Source organism: Mesorhizobium atlanticum, from assembly GCF_003289965.1.
In the GTDB taxonomy this organism is placed as follows: Bacteria; Pseudomonadota; Alphaproteobacteria; order Rhizobiales; family Rhizobiaceae; genus Mesorhizobium; species Mesorhizobium atlanticum.
Genome location: NZ_QMBQ01000005.1, coordinates 454,276 through 474,038, shown reverse-complemented (window position 1 = coordinate 474,038; position 19,763 = coordinate 454,276). Strand labels below are relative to the sequence as shown.

Genomic DNA, 19,763 nt, shown 5'->3' with positions numbered 1-19,763 from the left:
AAAGCGGCGAGTTCAAGCGCCAAAACGGTATGCCAGCCATGAAAAAACCGGGCTTGTTGCCGCAGGGATACGGCCCGGCATCATGCGATGCACTGTTCACAAATCGCGGCCCTGGCGGGCGGCAAGGCATATAGCTACCTAGAGCGCCGACAGGCAAAACCCCACATGAACAGCTTCAGGACGCAATCAGATGGAACTCGGTCTCTACACTTTCGCCGATGTCAGCCCGGAGCCGGGTCCCGGCGCCATCGGCCCGCATGAGCGGCTGCGCAACCTCATCGAGGAAATCGAGCTGGCCGACCAGGTCGGTCTCGACGTATTCGGGCTCGGCGAGCATCACCGCCCCGACTATGCCGCCTCCGCGCCAGTCGTGGCGCTTGCCGCCGCGGCCGAGCGCACGAAGAAGATCCGCCTTACCAGCGCGGTCACGGTGCTCTCCTCCGACGATCCGGTGCGCGTCTTCCAGCAATTCGCGACGCTCGACCTTCTGTCCAACGGCCGCGCCGAGATCATGGCCGGGCGCGGCTCCTTCATCGAATCCTTCCCGCTGTTCGGCTACAACCTGGAAGACTACGACGAGCTTTTCGCCGAGAAGCTCGACCTGTTGCTCGCCATCCGCGACCAGGTGAAGGTGACGTGGCAGGGCAAGCTGCGCGCGCCGATCAATGGCCGGGGCGTCTACCCGCGTCCATTCCAGGAAAAGTTGCCGATCTGGATCGCCATCGGCGGCACGCCGCAATCCGCCGCCCGCGCCGGCGTGCTCGGCCTGCCGCTGGCGTTGGCCATCATCGGCGGCGAGCCGGCGCGTTTCGCGCCGCTGTTCGATATCTATCGCGAGGCGGCGCGGCGCGCCGGCACCGATACGGCAACGCTTGCGACCAGCATAAACGTGCACGGCTTCATCGCCGAAACGACCGAACAGGCGGCCGACGACTTCTACGGACCGCAGGCCGAGGTGATGAACCGAATCGGCCGTGAGCGGGGCTGGGGTCCGACCTCGCGCGCGCATTTCGACCAGGCGCGGGGTCCCAGCGGCGCCCTCTTCGTGGGCAACCCTGAGCAGGTGGCTGAAAAGATCGTCGCCCAGCACAGGATATTCAACAACGATCGCTTCCTGCTGCAAATGGCGATCGGCACGATGCCGCACGCCAAGATCATGAAGGCGATCGAGCTCTACGGCACCAAGGTGGCGCCGCTCGTGCGCAAGGAGACGGCGAAGCCGGTCCCCGCCGCGCCAGCCCCGGCTGCCTGAAGAGCGGCCCCCTCCGAACCGGTCTCCGGATGCCGGAAAAGCCCGCTCTTGGAACCTTGCCCGGAACTCCCGCGTTTCGGGCACAGGCCCGCCATGCATTGTCGGCTGGCGGATTGCAAGGGAACCGATGAAAGCCGAACAGACTGCTTCGGGCGCAAGCGCTGCCGAAAGCCCTGACCCGCGCGCCGGTGCGCGCGCCGACATGCGCCTGATGCGCTCGCTGATGGTCGGTATCTTCATTCTGATGGCGGCGGCGGCGCTTTACCTCGCCCGCGCCTTCTTCATGCCGGTGATGCTTGCCTTCCTGCTGGCGCTGACGCTGACGCCGATCGTGCGCTTCCTGCGCAAGCGCGGCATACCGGAAGTGATCTCGGCGACACTGCTGGTGCTTTTCTCGATCTTCGTTTTCGCCAGCGCGGGCTATCTGCTCAGCGGCCCGGTCATCGACCTCATCAACAACTCCTATTCGATCGGCCAGCAACTGACCGAGCGGCTGGCGCCGTTCAGGCGGCCGCTCGAACGGACGATGGATCTCGCGCATCAGCTGGAAGCGCTGACCGAGACCTCGCAGGAGCCGGGCGTGCAGCGGGTCGCGGTGGCGCCGTCCGGCATGCTGTCCTCGGCGGCCAGCAACATCCTGGAAGCCGGGACTTCGATCACCATCGTCTTCGTGCTGTCGCTGTTCCTTCTCGCCTCCGGCACGCTGTTCTACGAGAAGATCGTTCAGTCCTTCACCAGCATGACTCAGAAGAAGCGGGCACTGCGCGTCGTCTATGACGTCGAGCGCGAGATTTCGCACTATCTGCTTACGGTCTCCATCATCAATGTCAGTCTCGGCACGGTGATCGGGCTCGGCCTTTGGGGGCTAGGCATGCCCAACCCGCTCGTCTGGGGCGCAACGGCGGCCCTGTTCAATTTCCTGCCCTATGTCGGCGCGCTGATGACCATCCTGCTCGTCGCCATCATCGCGCTGATCAGCTTCGACACGATTGCCTATGCGCTGCTCGCGCCGGCCTTCGTGCTTTTGTGCGACATCGTCGAAGGCCAGCTCGTGACACCGATGGTGGTCGGGCGGCGCCTCGAGATCAACGCCGTGGCGATCTTCATCGCCATCGCCTTCTGGTCATGGCTGTGGGGTTTCGTCGGCGCGCTGATGGCGGTGCCGCTGCTGGTCGTCATCAAGGTGTTCTGCGACCATTTCGAAAGCCTGAGGCCCGTCGGCAATTTCCTGGCCGCGCAGCAGTCCATGGCCATCGAGGAAGAGCCCGCCGAGAACAATCACAAATCCTGAAACGCTGGCCCAATCTCAAACCTCGCCCATTGTTTGCGGCACCGCCGGCCAGTGCCTATATCGGACCGGTCAAGCCGGACCTGTCCTTAATGAGCGACTTCGATCTCGATGGCTATTTTGCCCGCATCGGTTACGGCGGACCGACCGACGCTTCGCTTGCCACGCTTAAGGCGCTGCACGCCGCGCACCCGCGGGCGATCCCGTTCGAGAACATCGATGCCTTGATGGGCGTTTCCGTCGGCCTCGACCTCGCTTCGCTGCAGGACAAGATTTTCCGCCAGGGTCGTGGCGGCTATTGCTTCGAGCACAATCTGATCTTCATGCACGCGCTTGACGCGCTGGGCTTCACCGTCGGCGGACTTGCCGCCCGCGTGGTCTGGGGCCAGCCGGAGGACGCCGTCACGGCGCGCAGCCATATGCTGCTGCGCATCGAGCTTGGCGGCCGCACTTACATCGCCGATGTCGGCTTCGGCGGCCTGACGCTGACGGCGCCGTTGCTGCTTGAGCCAGGGCTCGAACAGCAGACGCCGCACGAAACCTTCCGCCTCGTCGAGACCGGCGACCAGTTCCGCCTGCAGGCCAGTATCGGCGAGGAATGGCGGACGCTCTACCGCTTCGACCTGAGCCAGGCCTATGAGGTCGACTACCGGGTCGCCAGCCATTTCCTGTCGACGCATCCGAGCTCGCATTTCCTGTCGACGCTGGTCGCCGCGCTCGCCCTGCCCGACCGGCGCTATGCGCTGCGCAACAACCGGCTGTCGACGCATCATGCCGGCGGCCGCAGCGAGCAGCGCGAGATCGCGACGGCCGCCGAGCTCGCCGACGTGCTGGAGAACCAGCTCGCCATCGTCATTCCCGACCGCGCCGCATTCGAGGCGAAGCTTAGGGAAAAACGCATCGTGGAGACCTGACCAATGACCGCCCTTTCGGTTCTCGACCTGTCGCCGATCACGCAAGGCAGCACCGCCTCGCAGTCGCTTGCCAATTCGCTCGACCTCGCCCGCCATACCGAGCGCCTGGGCTACAAGCGCTACTGGCTGGCCGAGCACCACAACATGCCGGGCATCGCGAGCGCCGCGACATCCGTCGTGATCGCACATGTCGCCGGCGGCACCAAGTCGATCCGCGTCGGCGCCGGCGGCATCATGCTGCCCAACCATGCGCCGCTGGTGATCGCCGAGCAGTTCGGCACGCTGGCGGCACTTTTTCCCGGCCGCATCGATCTCGGCCTCGGCCGCGCGCCGGGCACCGACATGCTGACCGCGCGGGCGCTGCGGCGCAACCTGGAGTCCGCCGACAATTTCCCGCAGGACGTGGTCGAGCTGATGGGCTATTTCCAGCCGGTCGAGGAAGGCCGGCGCATCCGCGCCGTGCCGGGCGAAGGCCAGACAGTGCCGGTCTGGATCCTCGGCTCCAGCCTCTATGGCGCGCAGCTCGCGGCGCTTCTCGGCCTGCCTTACGCCTTCGCCTCGCATTTCGCGCCCGCCGAGCTCGACCATGCGCTGGAGGTCTACCGGACGCGCTTCCAACCCTCGGCGCAGCTCAACAAGCCCTATGTGATGCTCGGCCTCAACGTCTCCGCCGCGCCGACGGATGCCGAGGCGAAGCTGTTGTTCAGCTCGCTGCAGCAGGCCTTCGTCAACCTGCGCAGCGGCCGGCCCGGGCAATTGCCGCCGCCGGTCGAAAATTACGACCGTGATCTCGACCCGATGGCGAAAACCATGCTTGCCCAGGCGTTGTCCTGCGCCGTCGTCGGTTCGCCGGAGACAGTGCGCCAGGGCATCGACGCCTTCATCGGCCGCACGGGCGCCGACGAATTGATGGTGACGGCGCAGATCTTCGATCACGCGGCGCGCGTCCGCTCCTACGAGATTCTCGCCGACGTTCACAAATCGATGTCGAAGGCGGCCTGATCGCGTAGTCACTTTTGCCTGACATATTGGTCTGTTAAGGGCGCGCAGATGACCAACGATCTCGACGACCGCATGCATTTTGCCATCGACCTAGCGCGGCGCGCCGGCGAGCTGGGGCTGAAATATTTCCGCGACCTCGACAACCTGGCCGTCGAGAGCAAGGGGCATCAGGACCTGGTTTCGGAAGCCGACCGCGGGTCGAGCTGTTCATCCGCGCGGCGATCGCCGAGGCCTATCCGCAGGACGGCATCGTCGGCGAAGAGCACGCGGCGGTGGCCGGAACAACCGGTCATGTCTGGGTGATCGACCCGATCGACGGCACGGCCAATTTCGTGCGCGGCATTCCCGCCTGGTGCGTGGTGATCGCCTGCGCCAGGGATGGCGAGACGGTGGTCGGCGTCATCCATGAGCCTTCGACCGACGAGACGTTCTACGGTCGCCTCGGCGGCGGCGCCTTTCTCAACGGCAAGCCGATCAAGGCCAGCAATGCAACGTCGCTTTCCGAGGGCTCGGTCGGCACCGGGCTCTCCAACCGCGCCGAGACCAAGAACGTCGTCATTCTCATCAGCCTGATCCTGGCCGAGGGCGGCATCTTCTACCGCAATGCTTCCGGAGCGCTGATGCTTGCCTATGCGGCGTCCGGCCGGCTGCTCGGCTATGTCGAGGAGCACATGAACGCCTGGACTGTCTCGCCGGCATGCTGCTGGTCGAAGAGGCCGGCGGCACGGTGCTCAAGGCCGATCCGAAGACTGTGGTCGGCGAGGGCACGCAGGTCATTGCCGGCGGCAGGCGCATCTTCCCGAAATTGCAGGCGCTGTGCGCGGAAGCTTTCGAAGCTTCGCGCTGACGCTCTGTGCGACGGCTTGCAGATGGTGAACAAGGGTGAGCTGACGGCGACCTTCACCTATGTCACGCCGGGCGCCGAGGGCCTTCGCCAGGCGATCAAGTTCCTTGACGGCGAGAAGGTCGAGAAGACCATCACGCTGCCGACGGAAAAGATCACCAAGGAAAACGCCGCCAGGATCCTCAAGGACAACGGGCTCCAAAGCGCGTCGCGATCTTTCAGATTCGCTCCATGCGCTTTAGCTTTTTGATTTTGCGCATGTCTTCGTCCCGAAACCGGTTACCACTTTCGGGAGACATGCTTTAAGCCTGGAAGCCCGAGCGCCTGGCGCTCTCAACAGCCTGCCGCCAGTTTCCAAATACTGGCGGCAGGCTGATTTTTCGTCCCTTTCGCGACCGAAAGTCACGCCCGCCAAGGGACGCCTTGCCCCCGCCAAATGCCCGACCTGTGCGGCGCCAGCGGCATCGATTCCAAAAAATCCATTTGGAACAAGGCGATAGTGCGATCTCCCGCCGGTCCTGCCGCAAAGCGCGGCGGGTCGCCTCGTTGCCGCTGCCAAGACGACGGACAGCTTGCGCAGAATGCTTGCGCCCCGTGTCGGCTGTTCTTATATACGCGCCAAGCCGTCCAGCCCCGAAAAGCGGGGACCGGGGCGGGATTTCTTGTGAACAGGGGCTTTCGTCGGAACGCCTTTTGAAGGGTCCTGAGAGCCTGCTTAGAGGAGAGACTAGAACAATGGCAAAAGTTATCGGTATCGATCTCGGCACCACCAATTCCTGTATCGCCATCATGGATGGCAAGGACCCCAAGGTGATCGAGAATGCTGAAGGCGCTCGCACGACGCCTTCCATCGTCGCCATCTCGAATGACGGCGAACGTCTCGTCGGCCAGCCGGCCAAGCGCCAGGCGGTCACCAATCCTGAAAACACCATCTTCGCGGTCAAGCGCCTGATCGGCCGCCGCTATGACGATCCGGTGACGGAGAAGGACAAGAAGCTTGTCCCCTACAAGATCGTCAAGGGCGACAATGGCGACGCCTGGGTCGAGGCCGGCGGCAAGAAGCAGTCGCCCAGCCAGATCTCGGCCATGATCCTGCAGAAGATGAAGGAGACGGCGGAAGCCTATCTCGGCGAGAAGGTCGAGAAGGCGGTCATCACCGTTCCGGCCTATTTCAACGACGCCCAGCGCCAGGCGACCAAGGACGCCGGCAGGATCGCCGGCCTCGAGGTGCTGCGCATCATCAACGAGCCGACGGCCGCAGCACTCGCCTACGGCCTGGAGAAGAAGGACGGCAAGACCATCGCCGTCTATGACCTTGGCGGCGGTACCTTCGATATTTCCGTGCTGGAAATCGGCGACGGCGTGTTCGAGGTGAAGTCGACCAACGGCGACACCTTCCTCGGCGGCGAGGACTTCGACATGCGGCTCGTCGAATACCTGGCGGCCGAGTTCAAGAAGGAGCAGGGCATCGACCTCAAGGCCGACAAGCTCGCGCTGCAGCGCCTGAAGGAAGCGGCCGAGAAGGCCAAGATCGAGCTGTCGTCGACGACCCAGACCGAGATCAACCTGCCCTTCATCACCGCCGACGCCACCGGCCCGAAGCACCTGACGATGAAGCTCACCCGGGCGAAGTTCGAAAGCCTGGTCGAGGATCTCGTGCAGCGCACGATCGAGCCCTGCAAGGCGGCGCTCAAGGATGCCGGCCTGAAGGCGGGCGAGATCGACGAAGTGGTGCTGGTCGGCGGCATGACCCGCATGCCCAAGATCCAGGAGATCGTGAAGCAGTTCTTCGGCAAGGAGCCGCACAAGGGCGTCAACCCGGATGAGGTGGTCGCGCTCGGCGCCGCCATCCAGGCCGGCGTGCTGCAGGGCGACGTCAAGGACGTGCTCTTGCTCGACGTGACGCCGCTGTCGCTGGGTATCGAGACGTTGGGTGGCGTGTTCACCCGACTGATCGAGCGCAACACGACGATCCCGACCAAGAAGAGCCAGACCTTCTCGACCGCCGAGGATTCGCAGTCGGCCGTGACGATCCGCGTCTTCCAGGGCGAGCGCGAAATGGCTGCCGACAACAAGCTGCTCGGCCAGTTCGATCTGGTCGGTATTCCGCCGGCGCCGCGCGGCGTGCCGCAGATCGAGGTCACCTTCGACATCGACGCCAACGGCATCGTCAACGTCTCGGCCAAGGACAAGGGCACCGGCAAGGAGCACCAGATCCGCATCCAGGCTTCGGGCGGCCTGTCCGACGCCGACATCGAGAAGATGGTGAAGGACGCCGAGGCCAATGCCGAGGCGGACAAGAAGCGCCGTGCCCTCGTCGAGGCCCGCAACCAGGCCGAGGCGCTGGTGCACTCGTCCGAGAAGTCGCTGAAGGATTATGGCGACAAGGTCTCGGATGCCGACCGCACCGCGATCTCCAATGCGATTGCCGCGCTGAAGGCTGCGGCCGAAGGCGACGACCCGGCCGATATCGAGGCCAAGTCGCAGTCGCTGGCCGAAGTGTCGATGAAGCTCGGCCAGGCCATGTACGAGGCCTCGCAGAAGGAAGCGGCCGAAGCCGACGCCAAGGCGGACGCCGCCAAGGATTCGGACGTGGTCGACGCCGACTTCGAGGAAATCAACGAAGACGACGACAAGAAGAAGTCGGCCTGAGCCGGCTGACGGCGAATAAGTGCAAAAGCCCGGCGCAAAGCCGGGCTTTTTTGCAACCCAGATCGAAAAAGTGACGGAAAAACCCGGAGTGACCGCGGCTTGGCACTAGCATCCGGGAAACATCGCTCCTAAATCCAAGGCCATGCCGGCAAACGTCGCCAACAATGCTTGAAGACATTGAGCATCCGGACAGCGGGAAAAAATGAAAGCTGATTTCTACGAAACGCTGGGCGTGCAAAAAGGCGCCGACGACAAGGAACTCAAGAGCGCTTTCCGTAAGCTCGCCATGCAGTTCCATCCTGACCGCAACCCCGGCGACCATGCCTGCGAGCACAAGTTCAAGGAAATCAACGAAGCCTACGAGACGCTGAAGGACCCGCAGAAGCGCGCCGCCTATGACCGCTTCGGCCACGCCGCCTTCGAGGGCGGCATGAACGGCGCCGCGCACGGCTTCGGCGCCGGCGGCTTCGCCGACATCTTCGAGGATATTTTCGGCGACATGATGGGCGGCCGCCAGCGCCGCTCGTCGGGCGGCCGCGAGCGCGGCGCCGACCTGCGCTACAACATGGAAATCACCCTGGAAGAGGCCTTTTCCGGCAAGACCGCGCAGATCCACGTGCCGGCTTCCATTTCCTGCTCGGAATGCTCCGGCAGCGGCGCCAAGCCCGGCACCCAGCCGGTGACCTGCTCGATGTGCCACGGCCACGGCAAGGTGCGCGCCACGCAAGGTTTCTTCTCGATCGAGCGCACCTGCCCGCAATGCCAGGGCCGCGGCCAGACGATCAAGGACCCGTGCCCGAAATGCGCCGGCCAGGGCCGCGTCACCGAGGAGCGCTCGCTGTCGGTCAACATTCCGGCCGGCATCGAGGACGGCACCCGCATCCGGCTTGCCAATGAGGGCGAGGCCGGCCTGCGCGGCGGACCGTCCGGCGACCTCTACATCTTCCTGGCGGTGAAGCCGCACGAGTTCTTCCAGCGCGACGGCGCCGATCTCTATTGCAAGGTGCCGATCTCGATGACGACGGCTGCCCTTGGTGGTTCTTTCGAGGTCACGACGCTGGACGGCACCCAGACCAAGGTGAAAGTGCCGGAAGGCACGCAGAACGGCCGCCAGTTCCGTTTGAAGGGCAAGGGCATGCCGGTGCTGCGCCAGCCCAATGTCGGTGACCTCTACATCCAGACGGCGGTCGAGACGCCGCAGAATCTGACGCGCCGCCAGCGCGAATTGCTGGAAGAGTTCGAGCAGCTCTCCTCGAAGGACAATTCGCCCCAGTCGAGCGGCTTTTTCGCCCGCATGAAGGACTTCTTCGAGTCGTTCGGCGAAAACTGATCGTCACGCCCGCATTGCGCACGGCTTGGGAAGGGCAATCCGCTTCCCAAGCGTCATCAACATCTTATGCCAGCTTGACGCCTTGCCTTGTCCCACCCACCTGCTAAGTAGCGGATCGGGGGCGAAGCATTGAGGAGAGCTCGCATGGCACGTAGTCCCGGGTTGCGCAAAGCGCTGGCCGAAAAATTCGACGACGAGCTGAAGTTCTTCAAAGGCTGGATCGACAAGCCGAAAACGGTCGGCTCGATCGTTCCCACCAGTTCCATCACCGCCCGCAAGATGGCCTCGATCGTCAATCCGAGATCGGGCCTGCCTGTGCTGGAAGTCGGGCCCGGCACCGGGGTCATCACCCGCGCCATCCTCGCCCAGGGCGTGAAGCCGGAAAATCTCTACGCGGTCGAATATTCGACCGACTTCGTGCGCCATCTGCGCGGGCTGTATCCCGGCGTCAACGTGATCGAGGGCGACGCCTTCAATCTCAATGCCACGCTCGGCGACAAGCGCGACATGGTGTTCGATTCGGTCGTCTCCGGCGTGCCGCTGCTCAATTTCCCGGTCGCCCAGCGCATCGCCTATATCGAAAGCCTGCTCGACCGCATACCCGCCGGACGGCCGATCGTGCAACTGACCTATGGCCCGCTGTCGCCGATCCCGGCCGGGCGCGGCGACTATACTGTCGAACATTTCGATTTCATCTTCCGCAACATCCCGCCGACGCAGCTGTGGATTTATCGGCGACCGTCGCACTAGAGCGTTTCACCGTTTCACGGAAACGGCGAGCCGCTCTAACTCTTTGTTTTGACGCAATTCCTGACGGAAAACCGCTCACACTTTTCCTGGAATTGCTCTAGTTTCTCCGCGCGAGAGTCTTCGACCCCTACTCGCTGGTAGCAGCCGCCTTGGCGATTGGCCTGAACGCCCATCCATTCGTCATCCACGGGCGGAGCAAGGCGCGAAGCGACGCGGCGCAGACCCGAGGATTCATTCCGTGACTTCGAAGCGTTGCGGCGATCCAGAATTCTGCTCCGCTGCGCTCTACGATTGGGGCAATTGAATGAATCCTCGGGTCTTCGCGACGCCGCTTCGCGGCTGCTCCGCCCGTGGATGACGAAGTTCGTAGGTCGCGACTAGTCCTTCGACGTTTTCTCCCCGCGACGCGTTGATTTGAATGCTCCTTGGCTGTACCTGTCCCCGAACAAGGGTGGCCAATGGCAGTGATCCCACGAATCCTCGTCTTCGCCGGCTCGGTCCGGACGGGCGCCTATAGCGGCCGGACGGCCGACGTGGCGCAGAAGGAACTGGCCATGCAGGGCGCGGAGGTGACGCGCATCTCGCTCGGCGACTATCCGCTGCCGATCATGGACGAGGACCTCGAAAAGGAAAAAGGCATCCCCGAGAACGCGCTCAGGCTCGGCCGTCAGATCGCCGCGCATGACGGGCTCTTGATCGCGACGCCCGAATACAATGGCTCGATCCCGCCGCTGCTCAAGAACTCGATCGACTGGGTGAGCCGGATACGGCGGGAGGGCAGCCGCACGTTCAGGCCGCTGGCCGGCAAGCCGGTGGGGCTTTGCTCGTCGTCCGAAGGCAAGTTCGCCGGCATACGCTGCATCAACCATCTGCGCGCGGTGCTGGTGCGCTGCCAGATGGAGGTGGTCACGCCGGAATGCTCGGTCTCCGAGGCCGACGCGGCGTTCGCCGAGGACGGGCAATTCAGGGACGCCAGACTACACCAATCGATGGAGCGCCTATGCCGTACGCTGATGGAAACCTCGCGCATGCTGTCGACCCGGATCGAGGCGTGATGCATTTCGCGGAGGCCGGCAGCATGCGGGACAGGCTGATCGTCGGGCTGGACCTGCCGACGCTGAGCGAGGCCGAGAAGGCGGTGCGCGAGCTCGAAGGCGCGGTTTCCTTCTATAAGATCGGCTACCAGCTTGCCTTTGCCGGCGGGCTGGACTTCGCGCGGGAGCTCGCCAGCGGCGGCACGAAAGTGTTCCTCGACATGAAGCTGCTCGACATCGACAACACCGTCGCCAAGGGCGTCGAGAACATCGTCAAGATGGGCATGACGATGCTGACGCTGCACGCCTATCCCAGGGCCATGAGGGCGGCGGTCGAGGCGGCCAAGGGCAGCGATCTGTGCCTGCTCGGGGTGACGGTGCTGACCTCGATGGACGAGCAGGACGTGATCGACGCAGGCTATGAATACGACCCGCACACGCTGGTGCTCAGGCGCTCCGAACAGGCGCTGCACGCCGGCATGGGCGGCATCGTCTGCTCGGCCGAGGAGGCTCAAGCGGTGCGCCGGATCGTCGGGCCCGACCTGGCGGTGGTGACGCCCGGCATTCGCCCGTCGGGCAGCGACCATGGCGACCAGAAACGCGTGGTGACGCCGGCGCAGGCGATCCGCAACGGCGCCAGCCACCTCGTGGTCGGCCGGCCGATCGTCAAGGCGCCGGACCGCCGCGCCGCGGCCGAGGCGATCCTCGCCGAAATGCAGTCGGCATAGAAAGTCCCGGGACGCCGCTGCCGAGAATCGCGCCGCCAAGCGACCGCGACCGTCGTGCCGGCCGTGCGTTTTCCACTGTAACTTCGATGAGTTGCTGTTAGTTTTGCCCTCCAACAGTTTTGCCGAGGGGTTCGAATTGGGTCAGCCGAAACGACCTTCGCCAGCCATGATCCGGGCACAGCTCGCGCGACTTCGGCGCAGCCGCACCTTCACCGGTTCCGAGCGCCTGCTCGAATTCCTTGGTTTTGTCGTGACCGAGACCCTCAAGGGTGGCGGCGGCGCGCTCAGGGAAGTCGTGATCGGCAACAATGTCTATGGTCGCGAGCCGCCCTACGACCCACGCATCGACTCAACGGTGCGGGTGGAGGCCCGGCGTCTGCGCGCCAAGCTCAAGGAATATTATGCCGGCGAGGGGCAAATGGACCCGGTCAGGATCAGCCTTCCGACCGGCGGCTATGTTCCGGAGTTCGCCTTGCAACCGGATCACGCGGAAACCCGGGAGCCGCATCCTTCCAGCGCCGAAGGTATTTTCCGCGAAGGTATGGGCGCTGCCATCGCGATCATGCCTTTCCGTTCGCTGTCCGCAGAGGCGGAGGATGAAAGCTTCGCCGACGGGCTGACCGACGAGCTGATCTTCAGGCTTCAGCTGGCGCAGGGACTGCGGGTGGTTTCGCGCAGCATCACGTTTCAGTTCAAGGACCAGGCCTACTCGCTTGCCGACGCCGCGCGCGAGCTCGGCGTCGATGCCATCGTCCAGGGCACGGTGCGCCGGGAGGACGACATGCTCCGCGTCACGATCGAGGTCGCCGATCCGCAAGGCTTCGTCATATGGACGGATCGGTTCGACGCGCCGGCGCGCGAACGGCTGCGGCTGCAGGAACGCATCGCCATCACGGCGCTCAGCCGCGTTCGTTTCGACAGTTCGGCGATGCGCTCCTCGAAGGTCGGACCCCGCCCATCCGCCTTGAAGGCGCTTGGCGCCGTCTATCGCGGCCGGCAACTGCTCGATGAGCAGACGCCCGGTTCCATCCGCGCCGCGTTGCAGGTTTTCGAGTTTGTCGCCGCGAACGCTCCCGACTATGCGCGTGGTCATTCCGGCATCGCCGATTGCCATTGCGACCTCTATCGCCTGGGGCTTGTCGACCACGATACGGCCTTGCGGGAAGCCAGCGCCGCGGTGCGGACCGCTCTTGCCGTCGACCCCGGATCGGTCGAGGCGCACACCGCGCGGGCCACGATCGCGGCCTGGCTGGAGTGGAACCGCGTGGCGGCGGACGAAGGCTTCCGCAAGGCGGTCCAGCTTGGCGAAAACGCGCGCGCGTCACGTCTCCATGGCGTCCTTTTGACCATCATGGCGCGCCACGAGGAAGCGGAGCGGCTGTTCCGCGAGGCCCGCACGATCGAGCCCTTTTCCATCCAGCAGGATATCGCCGAAACCATCAGCCGTTATCAGGCGCGCGACTTCGGTTCCCTGCGCGCGGCGTCGCCTGGCGCAGCGGGCCTGAGCGCTCCCGCCGAAGTCCTGGTCTATCGCGCGCTGGCGCATGTTTTCGACGGCGATGCCGAATTTGTTCGCTCGCAGTTGGCCGAGATCGAGCATGTCACCGACAAATTCCCGGACCTGATGCTGGCGGCGGCGGAATTGCAGGCTTTGCTGGGTGCTCCGGAACGAGGCATGCGTATCATCGATGGCGAGCCTGGCGCCTCGACGCATTTCGCGCGCGCCATGCTTGCCGCGGCGCTCGGGCGGGATGATCTCTGCCTCGACATGCTGGAGAAGGCGATGGACCGCCGCGAGCTCTCGACGGTCTGGATCCGAACCGACGCACGGCTCGACCGGCTACGCCACATGCCGCGTTTCTCGGCCTTGATGGAGCGCCTCAACGCCTTTGTGCCCACCGGCGCGACCGGCCTTGCGGACCCATTGGCGACCGTCCAGCCCTAGAGCGTTTCACCGTTTCACGAAAACGGCGAACCGCTCTATCTCTTTGTTCTTACGCAGTTCCGGACGGACGGCTACGGCGAAGTCGCCGAGCCTAACCGTTCACGCTTTTCCTGGAACTGCTCTAGACTCTCAACGTCAGCTAACAGTTAGCCCGCCCGCGCCTAACTTCACGGGCAAGGGCGCAGCCCCATAGGCTCACCTCCATTCGTGCTGTCCGCCAGCGGACAAGAAACGGGAGCAGGTGCATGCCGCAAAACAGCCAGTATCGCAAAGCCGAGGACATCGTCGCCAAGATCAAGCGCATCCTCGGTGACTTCCCGGGCTATCGCGCCCTGCATGCCGACGGCAGGCTCTACAAGGGCACGTTCCGCGCCAACGAGGCGGCCCGCCGCTACACACGGGCCGTTCATCTGCAGGGGGCGGAAATGCCCGTCACCGTCCGTTTCTCGAAGGGCGGCGGCGACCCTTACGCCCATTTCGGCTCGACGGTTGGCATGGCCACGCGCTTCTATCTCGACGACGGGCGCGTCACAAACCTGATCATGCTCAGCCAGAAGCTGTTCATCGCCAACTCCATCGATCAGTTCGTGGGACTTCTCGATGCCGGCCTGCCGGCCGAACCTGGCGGCCCTCCCAACCTTGCCGGCCTCAAGACCTTCCTGGCGGCGAATCCCAACTCGGCGCGGGTGTTCCAGATGCGCGCCGAAAGCCCGGCTCCGGTCAGCTTCGCACACACCGAGTTCAATTCGGTGCACTGCTTTCGCTGGGTCAGCGCCGAACATGTCGAGACGCTGGCGCGCTGCCACTGGGTGCCCGTCGCCGGCATCAAGGGCCAGCCGCCGGCTGACCTGAAGGAGGAGAATGTCGACATCCTCTACGCCGAGCTGGAGGAGAGGCTGGCGCGTGAGCCGGTGCATTTCGACCTGGTGCTGGAGCTGGCCGAGCCCGGTGATCCCGTCGACGACGCCACGGCCTTGTGGCCCGAGGGCCGCCGCCGCGTGGTCATCGGCCGCATGACGCTGACGGCTCCGGCCTCGGAAAAGGACACGGGCGATCCGGTCATGAACCACGACCCGACGGTGCTGACCGACGGCATCGAGCCGACCGACGATCCCATCCTGCAGATCAGGCGCGGCGTCTACGAGGTGTCGGCGGCGAGCCGTTCGGGCGGCTGGCGCGGCGGCTGTCCGTTCGGCGGCGGGGAAAAGCGATGATGGCGATGCGCGGCACGCTGGAGCGGATGCGCGCGATCGACGCTGCCTGGAACGCGCGTGACTGGGCGGCCTATGGCGACCTGCTGGCCGAGGGGCTGACCGCCTATGCGGGCGGCGAAGCCGAGCCGCACGGCAAGCACGCCCATATCGAGAAGGCGCGGAAGTTCTGCGCAATCGTGGCCGACGCCCATGTCTGGATCGAGCCTTATCTCGATCTCTTCGCCAGCCACGACGGCTCGAAGAGCTGCTCGGTCGCCCGCATCACCGGAACGGTGGATGGGGCGCTAGGGGCGCTTCCCGGCATCGCGCTGCCGCCTGGCCGGCACGCCTTCGACGTGACCTTCGCGGTCGTCTGCCGATGGCAGGCCGGCCGTATCGTCGAGCAGCGGCAGCTCCTGGATACGGCGCTGATGCTGCGGCAACTGCAGGTGCATCCCCGATAATCCGCCGCGCCCGCCGGCCGGGTCCGACCGGCGCCATTGCTAGCATTCAACACAAGGAGACGATCATGACCAACATACTGCCCCTGGAAGAGCGCCTGGCAATGGCGCAGACCATGACGGATCAGCCCGACGGCCCCGGCAAGCGGATCGGCAAGCGCGGCGAACTGACGATGATCGGCAACGTGGTGCCGGGCGGCGCCGAGCTGTTCCGCAAGCGGCTGCCGCAATTCCAGGCCGAGGCCGCCTATTGGGAAGGCCGGGTGGGCACGGTCCAGAGCCTTCGCATCCTGCTGTTCGACAACGACACGCGCTTCGTGCTCTCGCTTCTCTATGACGGCGACTTCAAGCCCTACCTCGTCGACATCGCCACCCAGGCGGCCCCTTGGCTCGACGCCCTCGCGGACGGGGTGCTGGAAGGTTATCCCGGCATAACCAGCCCCAAGGCCGGCGAGTGGGTCATCAGCCTGCTTCACCCGACCGAGTTCTCCTATGCGGCGCATCCGGACGTCTCGGTCCGCGACCTGACCAGGATGAAGAAGCTCTCCGCCGCCGTCAGCGACCTGCTCGACGCCGCGGGCTGATTGCCATCATGCCCGTTCAGCTCGAACTCGACGACATCCAGGGCACGGTGCTGCGCAACCGCCCCATGCCCTATTTCGGCGCCTATCTGCTGTTCCGCATCGACGACGCGAAACAGGCACGAACCCTGCTGCGCCGGCTGTTGCCCTATGTGACATCGGCGGCGGACTGGGACAGGCCGGTCGAGGATGCCTGGATCAACGTGGTCCTCACCTTCGAAGGGCTCCGGCGTCTTGGGCTGAGCGAGACTATCCTGGCGGAGTTCCCGGTGGAATTCCGCCAGGGGATGGCGGCGCGCAAGGTGTTCCTCGGCGATGTCGGCGCGAGCGACCCCGAGCACTGGGACATGCCGCATGGCGCAAACGGCTTCCATGTCGGGCTTCTGGTGATGGCCGCCAGCGATGAGCTGCGGCAACAAAAGCTCGCCGTCGGGCATGAAGCGTTGGCCGGGCTCGGGGGGGTCAAGCTGGTGGGGCGCGTCGATGTCGGGGTGCCGCCCAATCTGCGCGAGCATTTCGGCTTCGCCGACGGCATCAGCCGGCCCTATATCGAAGGCCAGGGCGGCGCGCCGCTGCCCGGCCAGGGCGAACCGGCCAAGGCGGGCGAGTTTGTGCTGGGCTATGTCAACGAGCTCGGCGTGGTCGCGACCGGTCCCGGTCCGGAAGCGCTGTGGCGCAATGGAACCTATCTGGCGATCCGCAAGATCCACCAGGACGTCGCGGCATTCCGCAAATACCTGCGCGACAATGCCGACAGCCCCGCGGGGCAGGAGTTCGTCGCCGCCAAGATGATGGGACGCTGGCGCAGCGGCTGCCCGCTGGCGCTGGCGCCGGAAGCCGACGATCCGGAACTCGGCCGCGACAGCCGGCGCAACAACGACTTCGCCTATTATGGCGAGGATCCGGATGGCCGCAGGACTCCGGTCGGCAGCCACATCAGGCGGGTCAACCCGCGTGACGCGCTGAAGGAGTCGCTGACCGACGCCCGCCTGCACCGGCTTTTGCGGCGCGGCTCGTCCTACGGGCCAATGCTGCCCGAAGGCGTGCTCGAGGATGACGGCCAGGACCGGGGCATCATACTGGCGCTCGTCAACGCCAATCCCGGCCGCCAGTTCGAATTCGTCCAGTCGCAATGGATCAATGACGGCGACTTCGTCTCCGAGGGTTCGCGCACGGACCCGATCGCCGGCCGCCGCGACCACTCGGCCGACTATGCCTTTCCGGCGAGGCCCGTGCGGCGGCGCTTGGCCGGCCTGCTCGATTTCGCCGTCACGCGCGGCGGCGAGCATGTGTTCCTGCCGGGGATCGGCGGCCTGCGCTGGCTTGCCGGTGGAGGTGATCTCCAAACATAGGCAAGCCCATGTAAGTATGGAACGCGATGGTTCACCGACATTCGGGCCGGACGGCCCGACCCGGCAAAGAGGGAAGCAACATGATTGAGACCGCAAACGACGTCACTGAAGAACGGTTCGAGGGGCGCGGCGGGCTTGGCATCTCCTTTCGATCCTGGCGGCCGGCGCTCAAACCGCGCGCTGTTCTGGTGATCGTTCCCGGGTTCAATTCGCACAGCGGCTACTACGACTGGGTGGCCGGGCAATGCGTGGCCGCCGGCCTGGCCGTCTACGCCGTCGACCTGCGCGGGCGCGGCAAATCCGACGGCGAGCGTTTCTACGTCGAGGCCTTTGACGACTATGTCAGCGATGTCGGCGGCCTCGTTGGCGAAGCCAGGGCCCGGGAGCCGGGTCTGCCGGTATTCCTGCTGGGCCACAGCGCCGGCGGCGTGGTTGCCTGCATGTACACGCTGGAAAACCAGGGCGATCTCGCCGGGCTGGTCTGCGAGAGCTTTGCCTTCCAGGTGCCGGCGCCTGATTTCGCCCTCGCGGCGCTGAAGGGTCTGAGCCACATTTTCCCGCACGCCCATGTGCTGCGCCTGAAGAACGAGGACTTTTCACGCGATGCGGCGGTGCATGCCGCCATGAACGCGGATCCCCTGATCGCCGATGAGACGCAGCCCACCAACACGGTCGCGGAAATGGCCAGGGCCGACGAAAGGCTGAAACAGGAATTCCCGCAATTCGCGCTGCCGCTGCTGATCCTCCATGGAACCGCGGACAAGGCGACCAAGCCCAGCGGCAGCCAGTTGTTCTACGACAAGGCTGGGTCCAGCGATAAGACGCTGAAACTTTATGAAGGCCATTTTCACGATCTGCTCAACGACGTGGACAAAGAGCTGGTGATGGACGACATCATCGGCTGGATCGTTGCTCATATCAGAGGCTAGCGTCCGGCCAGCGCTCGCTTTCCCTGGGTTCGGGTTGTGTGTTAAGGCGCCGCTCAAGTAAGCCACAATGCCGCGGCATTGCGGGCGGCGGCCGGCAATGACCGAGCGCTCGCCCGAACATAAACAGGAGAAACGCATGCCCAAGGGATATTGGATCGCTCGCGTCGATGTGCGCGACGCCGAGGGATACAAGGATTATGTCGCCGCCGCGAAGCTTGCCTTCGATCGCTTCGGCGCGAAATTCCTGGCGCGCGGCGGCGAACATGAAAAGGCCGAGGGGCCGGGGCGGGGCCGCAACGTCATCATCGAGTTCGACTCGCTGGCTACGGCGCATGACTGCTACCACTCGCCGGAATACCAGCGCGCCGCCGCGATCCGCCAGAAAGTGGCCGAGGGCGAGATCGTGCTGGTCGAGGGCGTTTAGCGAAATAACCTATTGGCCGCTGTCTGCGCCATCGCATCGGCAAGGCTCATGCCCCATTGTCTGCGGCAATAGTCGCGAAAATCGAAGCAGGGCAGGCCGGGGCAGACTTCGAACTCGATGAGATGGACGGTGTCGTCGGCCTCGACCCTGAAGTCGACGGAAAAGACATCTTTCAGGCCGAGACCGCTTATCAGTTTCCGCGCGATGGCGCGGATTTTCCGATCCGCCTCCGGCTGGCTGGCGCTGACGGCCTCAAGCTCCGGCTCGGCATAGGTTCCCGCATCCTTCGCTGCCTGGCCGGTGTCGCCATAAAGGGCCATCGAGTCGGCCATGGTCTGAAAATCGCCGCCGGAATCGACAAAGACGATGCCCAGAGCCTCGACGCCGGTTTCGGGCTTCAGCCCAAGGAAACTCGCGCGCACATTGCGGCCGGCGACATAGGGCTGGACGACGACGTCGTCGCGGTAATGGGAAAAGACGCGCCGGCTAAGCTCCAGCGCATGGCCGAGATCGACGATGCGGGAATCCGGCCAGATGCCGATCTTGGCGCCGAGCCGGTTCGGCTTGACGAACCAGCCCTTGGGCGAGGCCGGTGGCTCGACCAGCCACTCGCCATTGCGCGCCAGGCCGGCCTGCGGCGCCGGCAGGTCGAGGGCGCCGAGCACTGCGCCGGAGCGGAGCTTGTCCTGGCAGAGCGCGAACAGCGAATCGTCGGCGCCGATGGTGCGCAAGCCGTTCAGCCGCGCCAGCGCCGGCGAAGCGCCGCCACGGAAATAAGCAACGCCGTCGGTCAGCGTCCAGACGAGCGTTGTTGCGGGATCGGCCTTTGCCAGAACGGGTGCCGCGTCGTCGAGCTCGACAGGCTTGAAAGCAAGGCCTCGCTTTTCGCAGGCGGCGGCGAGCAGGTTGAATTCGGGCGCAAGGTCGGTCGACTGCGCCAGATAGGACGAAATTTCCAGGGCACGATCCGCCGGGTATCCGTCCGCGGATAAGCGGTCGAGACAGGCCTTTTCCGGCTCGTAGACCAGAACTAGCGTCGGCGTGCTGTGCGGCATCGAATGCTCCGGGCGAAATCAGGCGCTAC

Annotated in this window: 18 protein-coding genes and 1 pseudogene; 18 read left to right on the top strand and 1 reads right to left on the bottom strand. The window is 64.8% G+C overall.

Annotated elements, in window-relative coordinates:
• Nucleotides 1-190: 190 nt before the first annotated feature.
• The 18 genes and pseudogenes from DPM35_RS19755 (at nucleotide 191) to DPM35_RS19670 (ending at nucleotide 18,679) form a co-directional block, all read left to right on the top strand.
• A complete protein-coding gene (locus DPM35_RS19755; RefSeq protein WP_112128922.1) occupies nucleotides 191-1,252 on the top strand; it encodes an LLM class flavin-dependent oxidoreductase in 1,062 nt (353 codons plus the stop codon).
• A gap of 127 nt (nucleotides 1,253-1,379) precedes the next feature.
• Nucleotides 1,380-2,543: an AI-2E family transporter gene (locus DPM35_RS19750; RefSeq protein ID WP_112128921.1), complete on the top strand. Its 1,164-nt coding sequence runs from the start codon at nucleotides 1,380-1,382 to the stop codon at nucleotides 2,541-2,543.
• A gap of 89 nt (nucleotides 2,544-2,632) precedes the next feature.
• Nucleotides 2,633-3,454 carry an arylamine N-acetyltransferase family protein gene (locus tag DPM35_RS19745; RefSeq protein WP_112129115.1) on the top strand — a complete coding sequence of 274 codons (822 nt, stop codon included), beginning with the start codon at nucleotides 2,633-2,635 and terminating at the stop codon, nucleotides 3,452-3,454.
• Between the two features lie 3 nt (nucleotides 3,455-3,457).
• On the top strand, nucleotides 3,458-4,456 hold the full coding sequence (locus DPM35_RS19740; RefSeq protein WP_112128920.1) for an LLM class flavin-dependent oxidoreductase: 999 nt from the start codon (nucleotides 3,458-3,460) through the stop codon (nucleotides 4,454-4,456).
• 48 nt (nucleotides 4,457-4,504) lie between these two features.
• Nucleotides 4,505-5,303: pseudogene (locus tag DPM35_RS19735) on the top strand (inositol monophosphatase family protein).
• 22 nt (nucleotides 5,304-5,325) lie between these two features.
• Nucleotides 5,326-5,550, top strand: coding sequence for a hypothetical protein (locus tag DPM35_RS19730; RefSeq protein ID WP_146767970.1), 225 nt, complete (start codon nucleotides 5,326-5,328; stop codon nucleotides 5,548-5,550).
• 485 nt (nucleotides 5,551-6,035) lie between these two features.
• Nucleotides 6,036-7,952, top strand: coding sequence for a molecular chaperone DnaK (gene dnaK / locus DPM35_RS19725; RefSeq protein ID WP_112128918.1), 1,917 nt, complete (start codon nucleotides 6,036-6,038; stop codon nucleotides 7,950-7,952).
• A 202-nt stretch (nucleotides 7,953-8,154) separates the two neighbouring features.
• Entirely contained in the window at nucleotides 8,155-9,282 is a 1,128-nt protein-coding gene (dnaJ, locus tag DPM35_RS19720; protein ID WP_112128917.1) for a molecular chaperone DnaJ, read from the top strand.
• A gap of 144 nt (nucleotides 9,283-9,426) precedes the next feature.
• Nucleotides 9,427-10,032 carry a phospholipid N-methyltransferase PmtA gene (pmtA, locus tag DPM35_RS19715; RefSeq protein ID WP_112128916.1) on the top strand — a complete coding sequence of 202 codons (606 nt, stop codon included), beginning with the start codon at nucleotides 9,427-9,429 and terminating at the stop codon, nucleotides 10,030-10,032.
• 458 nt (nucleotides 10,033-10,490) lie between these two features.
• Nucleotides 10,491-11,087 (top strand): NADPH-dependent FMN reductase, encoded by a 597-nt coding sequence (locus DPM35_RS19710; RefSeq protein WP_112128915.1) that lies wholly within the window; start codon nucleotides 10,491-10,493, stop codon nucleotides 11,085-11,087.
• Nucleotides 11,087-11,794: an orotidine-5'-phosphate decarboxylase gene (pyrF, locus tag DPM35_RS19705; RefSeq protein ID WP_112128914.1), complete on the top strand. Its 708-nt coding sequence runs from the start codon at nucleotides 11,087-11,089 to the stop codon at nucleotides 11,792-11,794. Before DPM35_RS19710 ends, pyrF begins: the two co-directional genes overlap by 1 nt.
• 166 nt (nucleotides 11,795-11,960) lie before the next feature.
• The gene (locus tag DPM35_RS19700) at nucleotides 11,961-13,739 is read left to right on the top strand and encodes a TPR end-of-group domain-containing protein (RefSeq protein ID WP_112128913.1); all 1,779 of its coding nucleotides are present in this window, start codon (nucleotides 11,961-11,963) and stop codon (nucleotides 13,737-13,739) included.
• 245 nt (nucleotides 13,740-13,984) lie between these two features.
• On the top strand, nucleotides 13,985-14,953 hold the full coding sequence (locus DPM35_RS19695; protein WP_112128912.1) for a catalase: 969 nt from the start codon (nucleotides 13,985-13,987) through the stop codon (nucleotides 14,951-14,953).
• Nucleotides 14,950-15,396: an ester cyclase gene (locus DPM35_RS19690; protein ID WP_112128911.1), complete on the top strand. Its 447-nt coding sequence runs from the start codon at nucleotides 14,950-14,952 to the stop codon at nucleotides 15,394-15,396. The genes DPM35_RS19695 and DPM35_RS19690 overlap by 4 nt, the downstream gene beginning before the upstream one ends.
• Before the next feature lie 65 nt (nucleotides 15,397-15,461).
• Nucleotides 15,462-15,977 carry a hypothetical protein gene (locus tag DPM35_RS19685; RefSeq protein WP_112128910.1) on the top strand — a complete coding sequence of 172 codons (516 nt, stop codon included), beginning with the start codon at nucleotides 15,462-15,464 and terminating at the stop codon, nucleotides 15,975-15,977.
• A gap of 8 nt (nucleotides 15,978-15,985) precedes the next feature.
• Nucleotides 15,986-17,326: a Dyp-type peroxidase gene (locus DPM35_RS19680; protein WP_112128909.1), complete on the top strand. Its 1,341-nt coding sequence runs from the start codon at nucleotides 15,986-15,988 to the stop codon at nucleotides 17,324-17,326.
• Between the two features lie 80 nt (nucleotides 17,327-17,406).
• Complete coding sequence (locus DPM35_RS19675; RefSeq protein WP_112128908.1) at nucleotides 17,407-18,255, top strand: alpha/beta hydrolase; 849 nt, start codon at nucleotides 17,407-17,409, stop codon at nucleotides 18,253-18,255.
• Between the two features lie 136 nt (nucleotides 18,256-18,391).
• Nucleotides 18,392-18,679 carry a DUF1330 domain-containing protein gene (locus DPM35_RS19670; RefSeq protein WP_112129114.1) on the top strand — a complete coding sequence of 96 codons (288 nt, stop codon included), beginning with the start codon at nucleotides 18,392-18,394 and terminating at the stop codon, nucleotides 18,677-18,679.
• On the opposite strand, the gene DPM35_RS19665 is transcribed toward DPM35_RS19670, so the two are convergent.
• Nucleotides 18,676-19,734 carry a D-alanine--D-alanine ligase family protein gene (locus DPM35_RS19665; RefSeq protein WP_112128907.1) on the bottom strand — a complete coding sequence of 353 codons (1,059 nt, stop codon included), beginning with the start codon at nucleotides 19,732-19,734 and terminating at the stop codon, nucleotides 18,676-18,678. The genes DPM35_RS19670 and DPM35_RS19665 overlap by 4 nt on opposite strands.
• Nucleotides 19,735-19,763 lie beyond the last annotated feature (29 nt).

Excerpts from the sequence above, each read along its gene's own strand:
- DPM35_RS19740 (WP_112128920.1), top strand. The coding sequence starts at position 3,458 with ATGACCGCCCTTTCGGTTCTCGACCTGTCGCCGATCACGCAAGGCAGC.
- pyrF (WP_112128914.1), top strand. The coding sequence starts at position 11,087 with ATGCATTTCGCGGAGGCCGGCAGCATGCGGGACAGGCTGATCGTCGGG.
- dnaK (WP_112128918.1), top strand. The coding sequence starts at position 6,036 with ATGGCAAAAGTTATCGGTATCGATCTCGGCACCACCAATTCCTGTATC.
- DPM35_RS19710 (WP_112128915.1), top strand. The coding sequence starts at position 10,491 with ATGGCAGTGATCCCACGAATCCTCGTCTTCGCCGGCTCGGTCCGGACG.
- pmtA (WP_112128916.1), top strand. The coding sequence starts at position 9,427 with ATGGCACGTAGTCCCGGGTTGCGCAAAGCGCTGGCCGAAAAATTCGAC.
- DPM35_RS19695 (WP_112128912.1), top strand. The coding sequence starts at position 13,985 with ATGCCGCAAAACAGCCAGTATCGCAAAGCCGAGGACATCGTCGCCAAG.
- DPM35_RS19750 (WP_112128921.1), top strand. The coding sequence starts at position 1,380 with ATGAAAGCCGAACAGACTGCTTCGGGCGCAAGCGCTGCCGAAAGCCCT.
- DPM35_RS19680 (WP_112128909.1), top strand. The coding sequence starts at position 15,986 with ATGCCCGTTCAGCTCGAACTCGACGACATCCAGGGCACGGTGCTGCGC.
- DPM35_RS19690 (WP_112128911.1), top strand. The coding sequence starts at position 14,950 with ATGATGGCGATGCGCGGCACGCTGGAGCGGATGCGCGCGATCGACGCT.
- DPM35_RS19665 (WP_112128907.1), bottom strand. The coding sequence starts at position 19,734 with ATGCCGCACAGCACGCCGACGCTAGTTCTGGTCTACGAGCCGGAAAAG.
- DPM35_RS19685 (WP_112128910.1), top strand. The coding sequence starts at position 15,462 with ATGACCAACATACTGCCCCTGGAAGAGCGCCTGGCAATGGCGCAGACC.
- DPM35_RS19670 (WP_112129114.1), top strand. The coding sequence starts at position 18,392 with ATGCCCAAGGGATATTGGATCGCTCGCGTCGATGTGCGCGACGCCGAG.
- DPM35_RS19730 (WP_146767970.1), top strand. The coding sequence starts at position 5,326 with ATGGTGAACAAGGGTGAGCTGACGGCGACCTTCACCTATGTCACGCCG.
- DPM35_RS19675 (WP_112128908.1), top strand. The coding sequence starts at position 17,407 with ATGATTGAGACCGCAAACGACGTCACTGAAGAACGGTTCGAGGGGCGC.
- dnaJ (WP_112128917.1), top strand. The coding sequence starts at position 8,155 with ATGAAAGCTGATTTCTACGAAACGCTGGGCGTGCAAAAAGGCGCCGAC.
- DPM35_RS19755 (WP_112128922.1), top strand. The coding sequence starts at position 191 with ATGGAACTCGGTCTCTACACTTTCGCCGATGTCAGCCCGGAGCCGGGT.
- DPM35_RS19700 (WP_112128913.1), top strand. The coding sequence starts at position 11,961 with ATGATCCGGGCACAGCTCGCGCGACTTCGGCGCAGCCGCACCTTCACC.
- DPM35_RS19745 (WP_112129115.1), top strand. The coding sequence starts at position 2,633 with ATGAGCGACTTCGATCTCGATGGCTATTTTGCCCGCATCGGTTACGGC.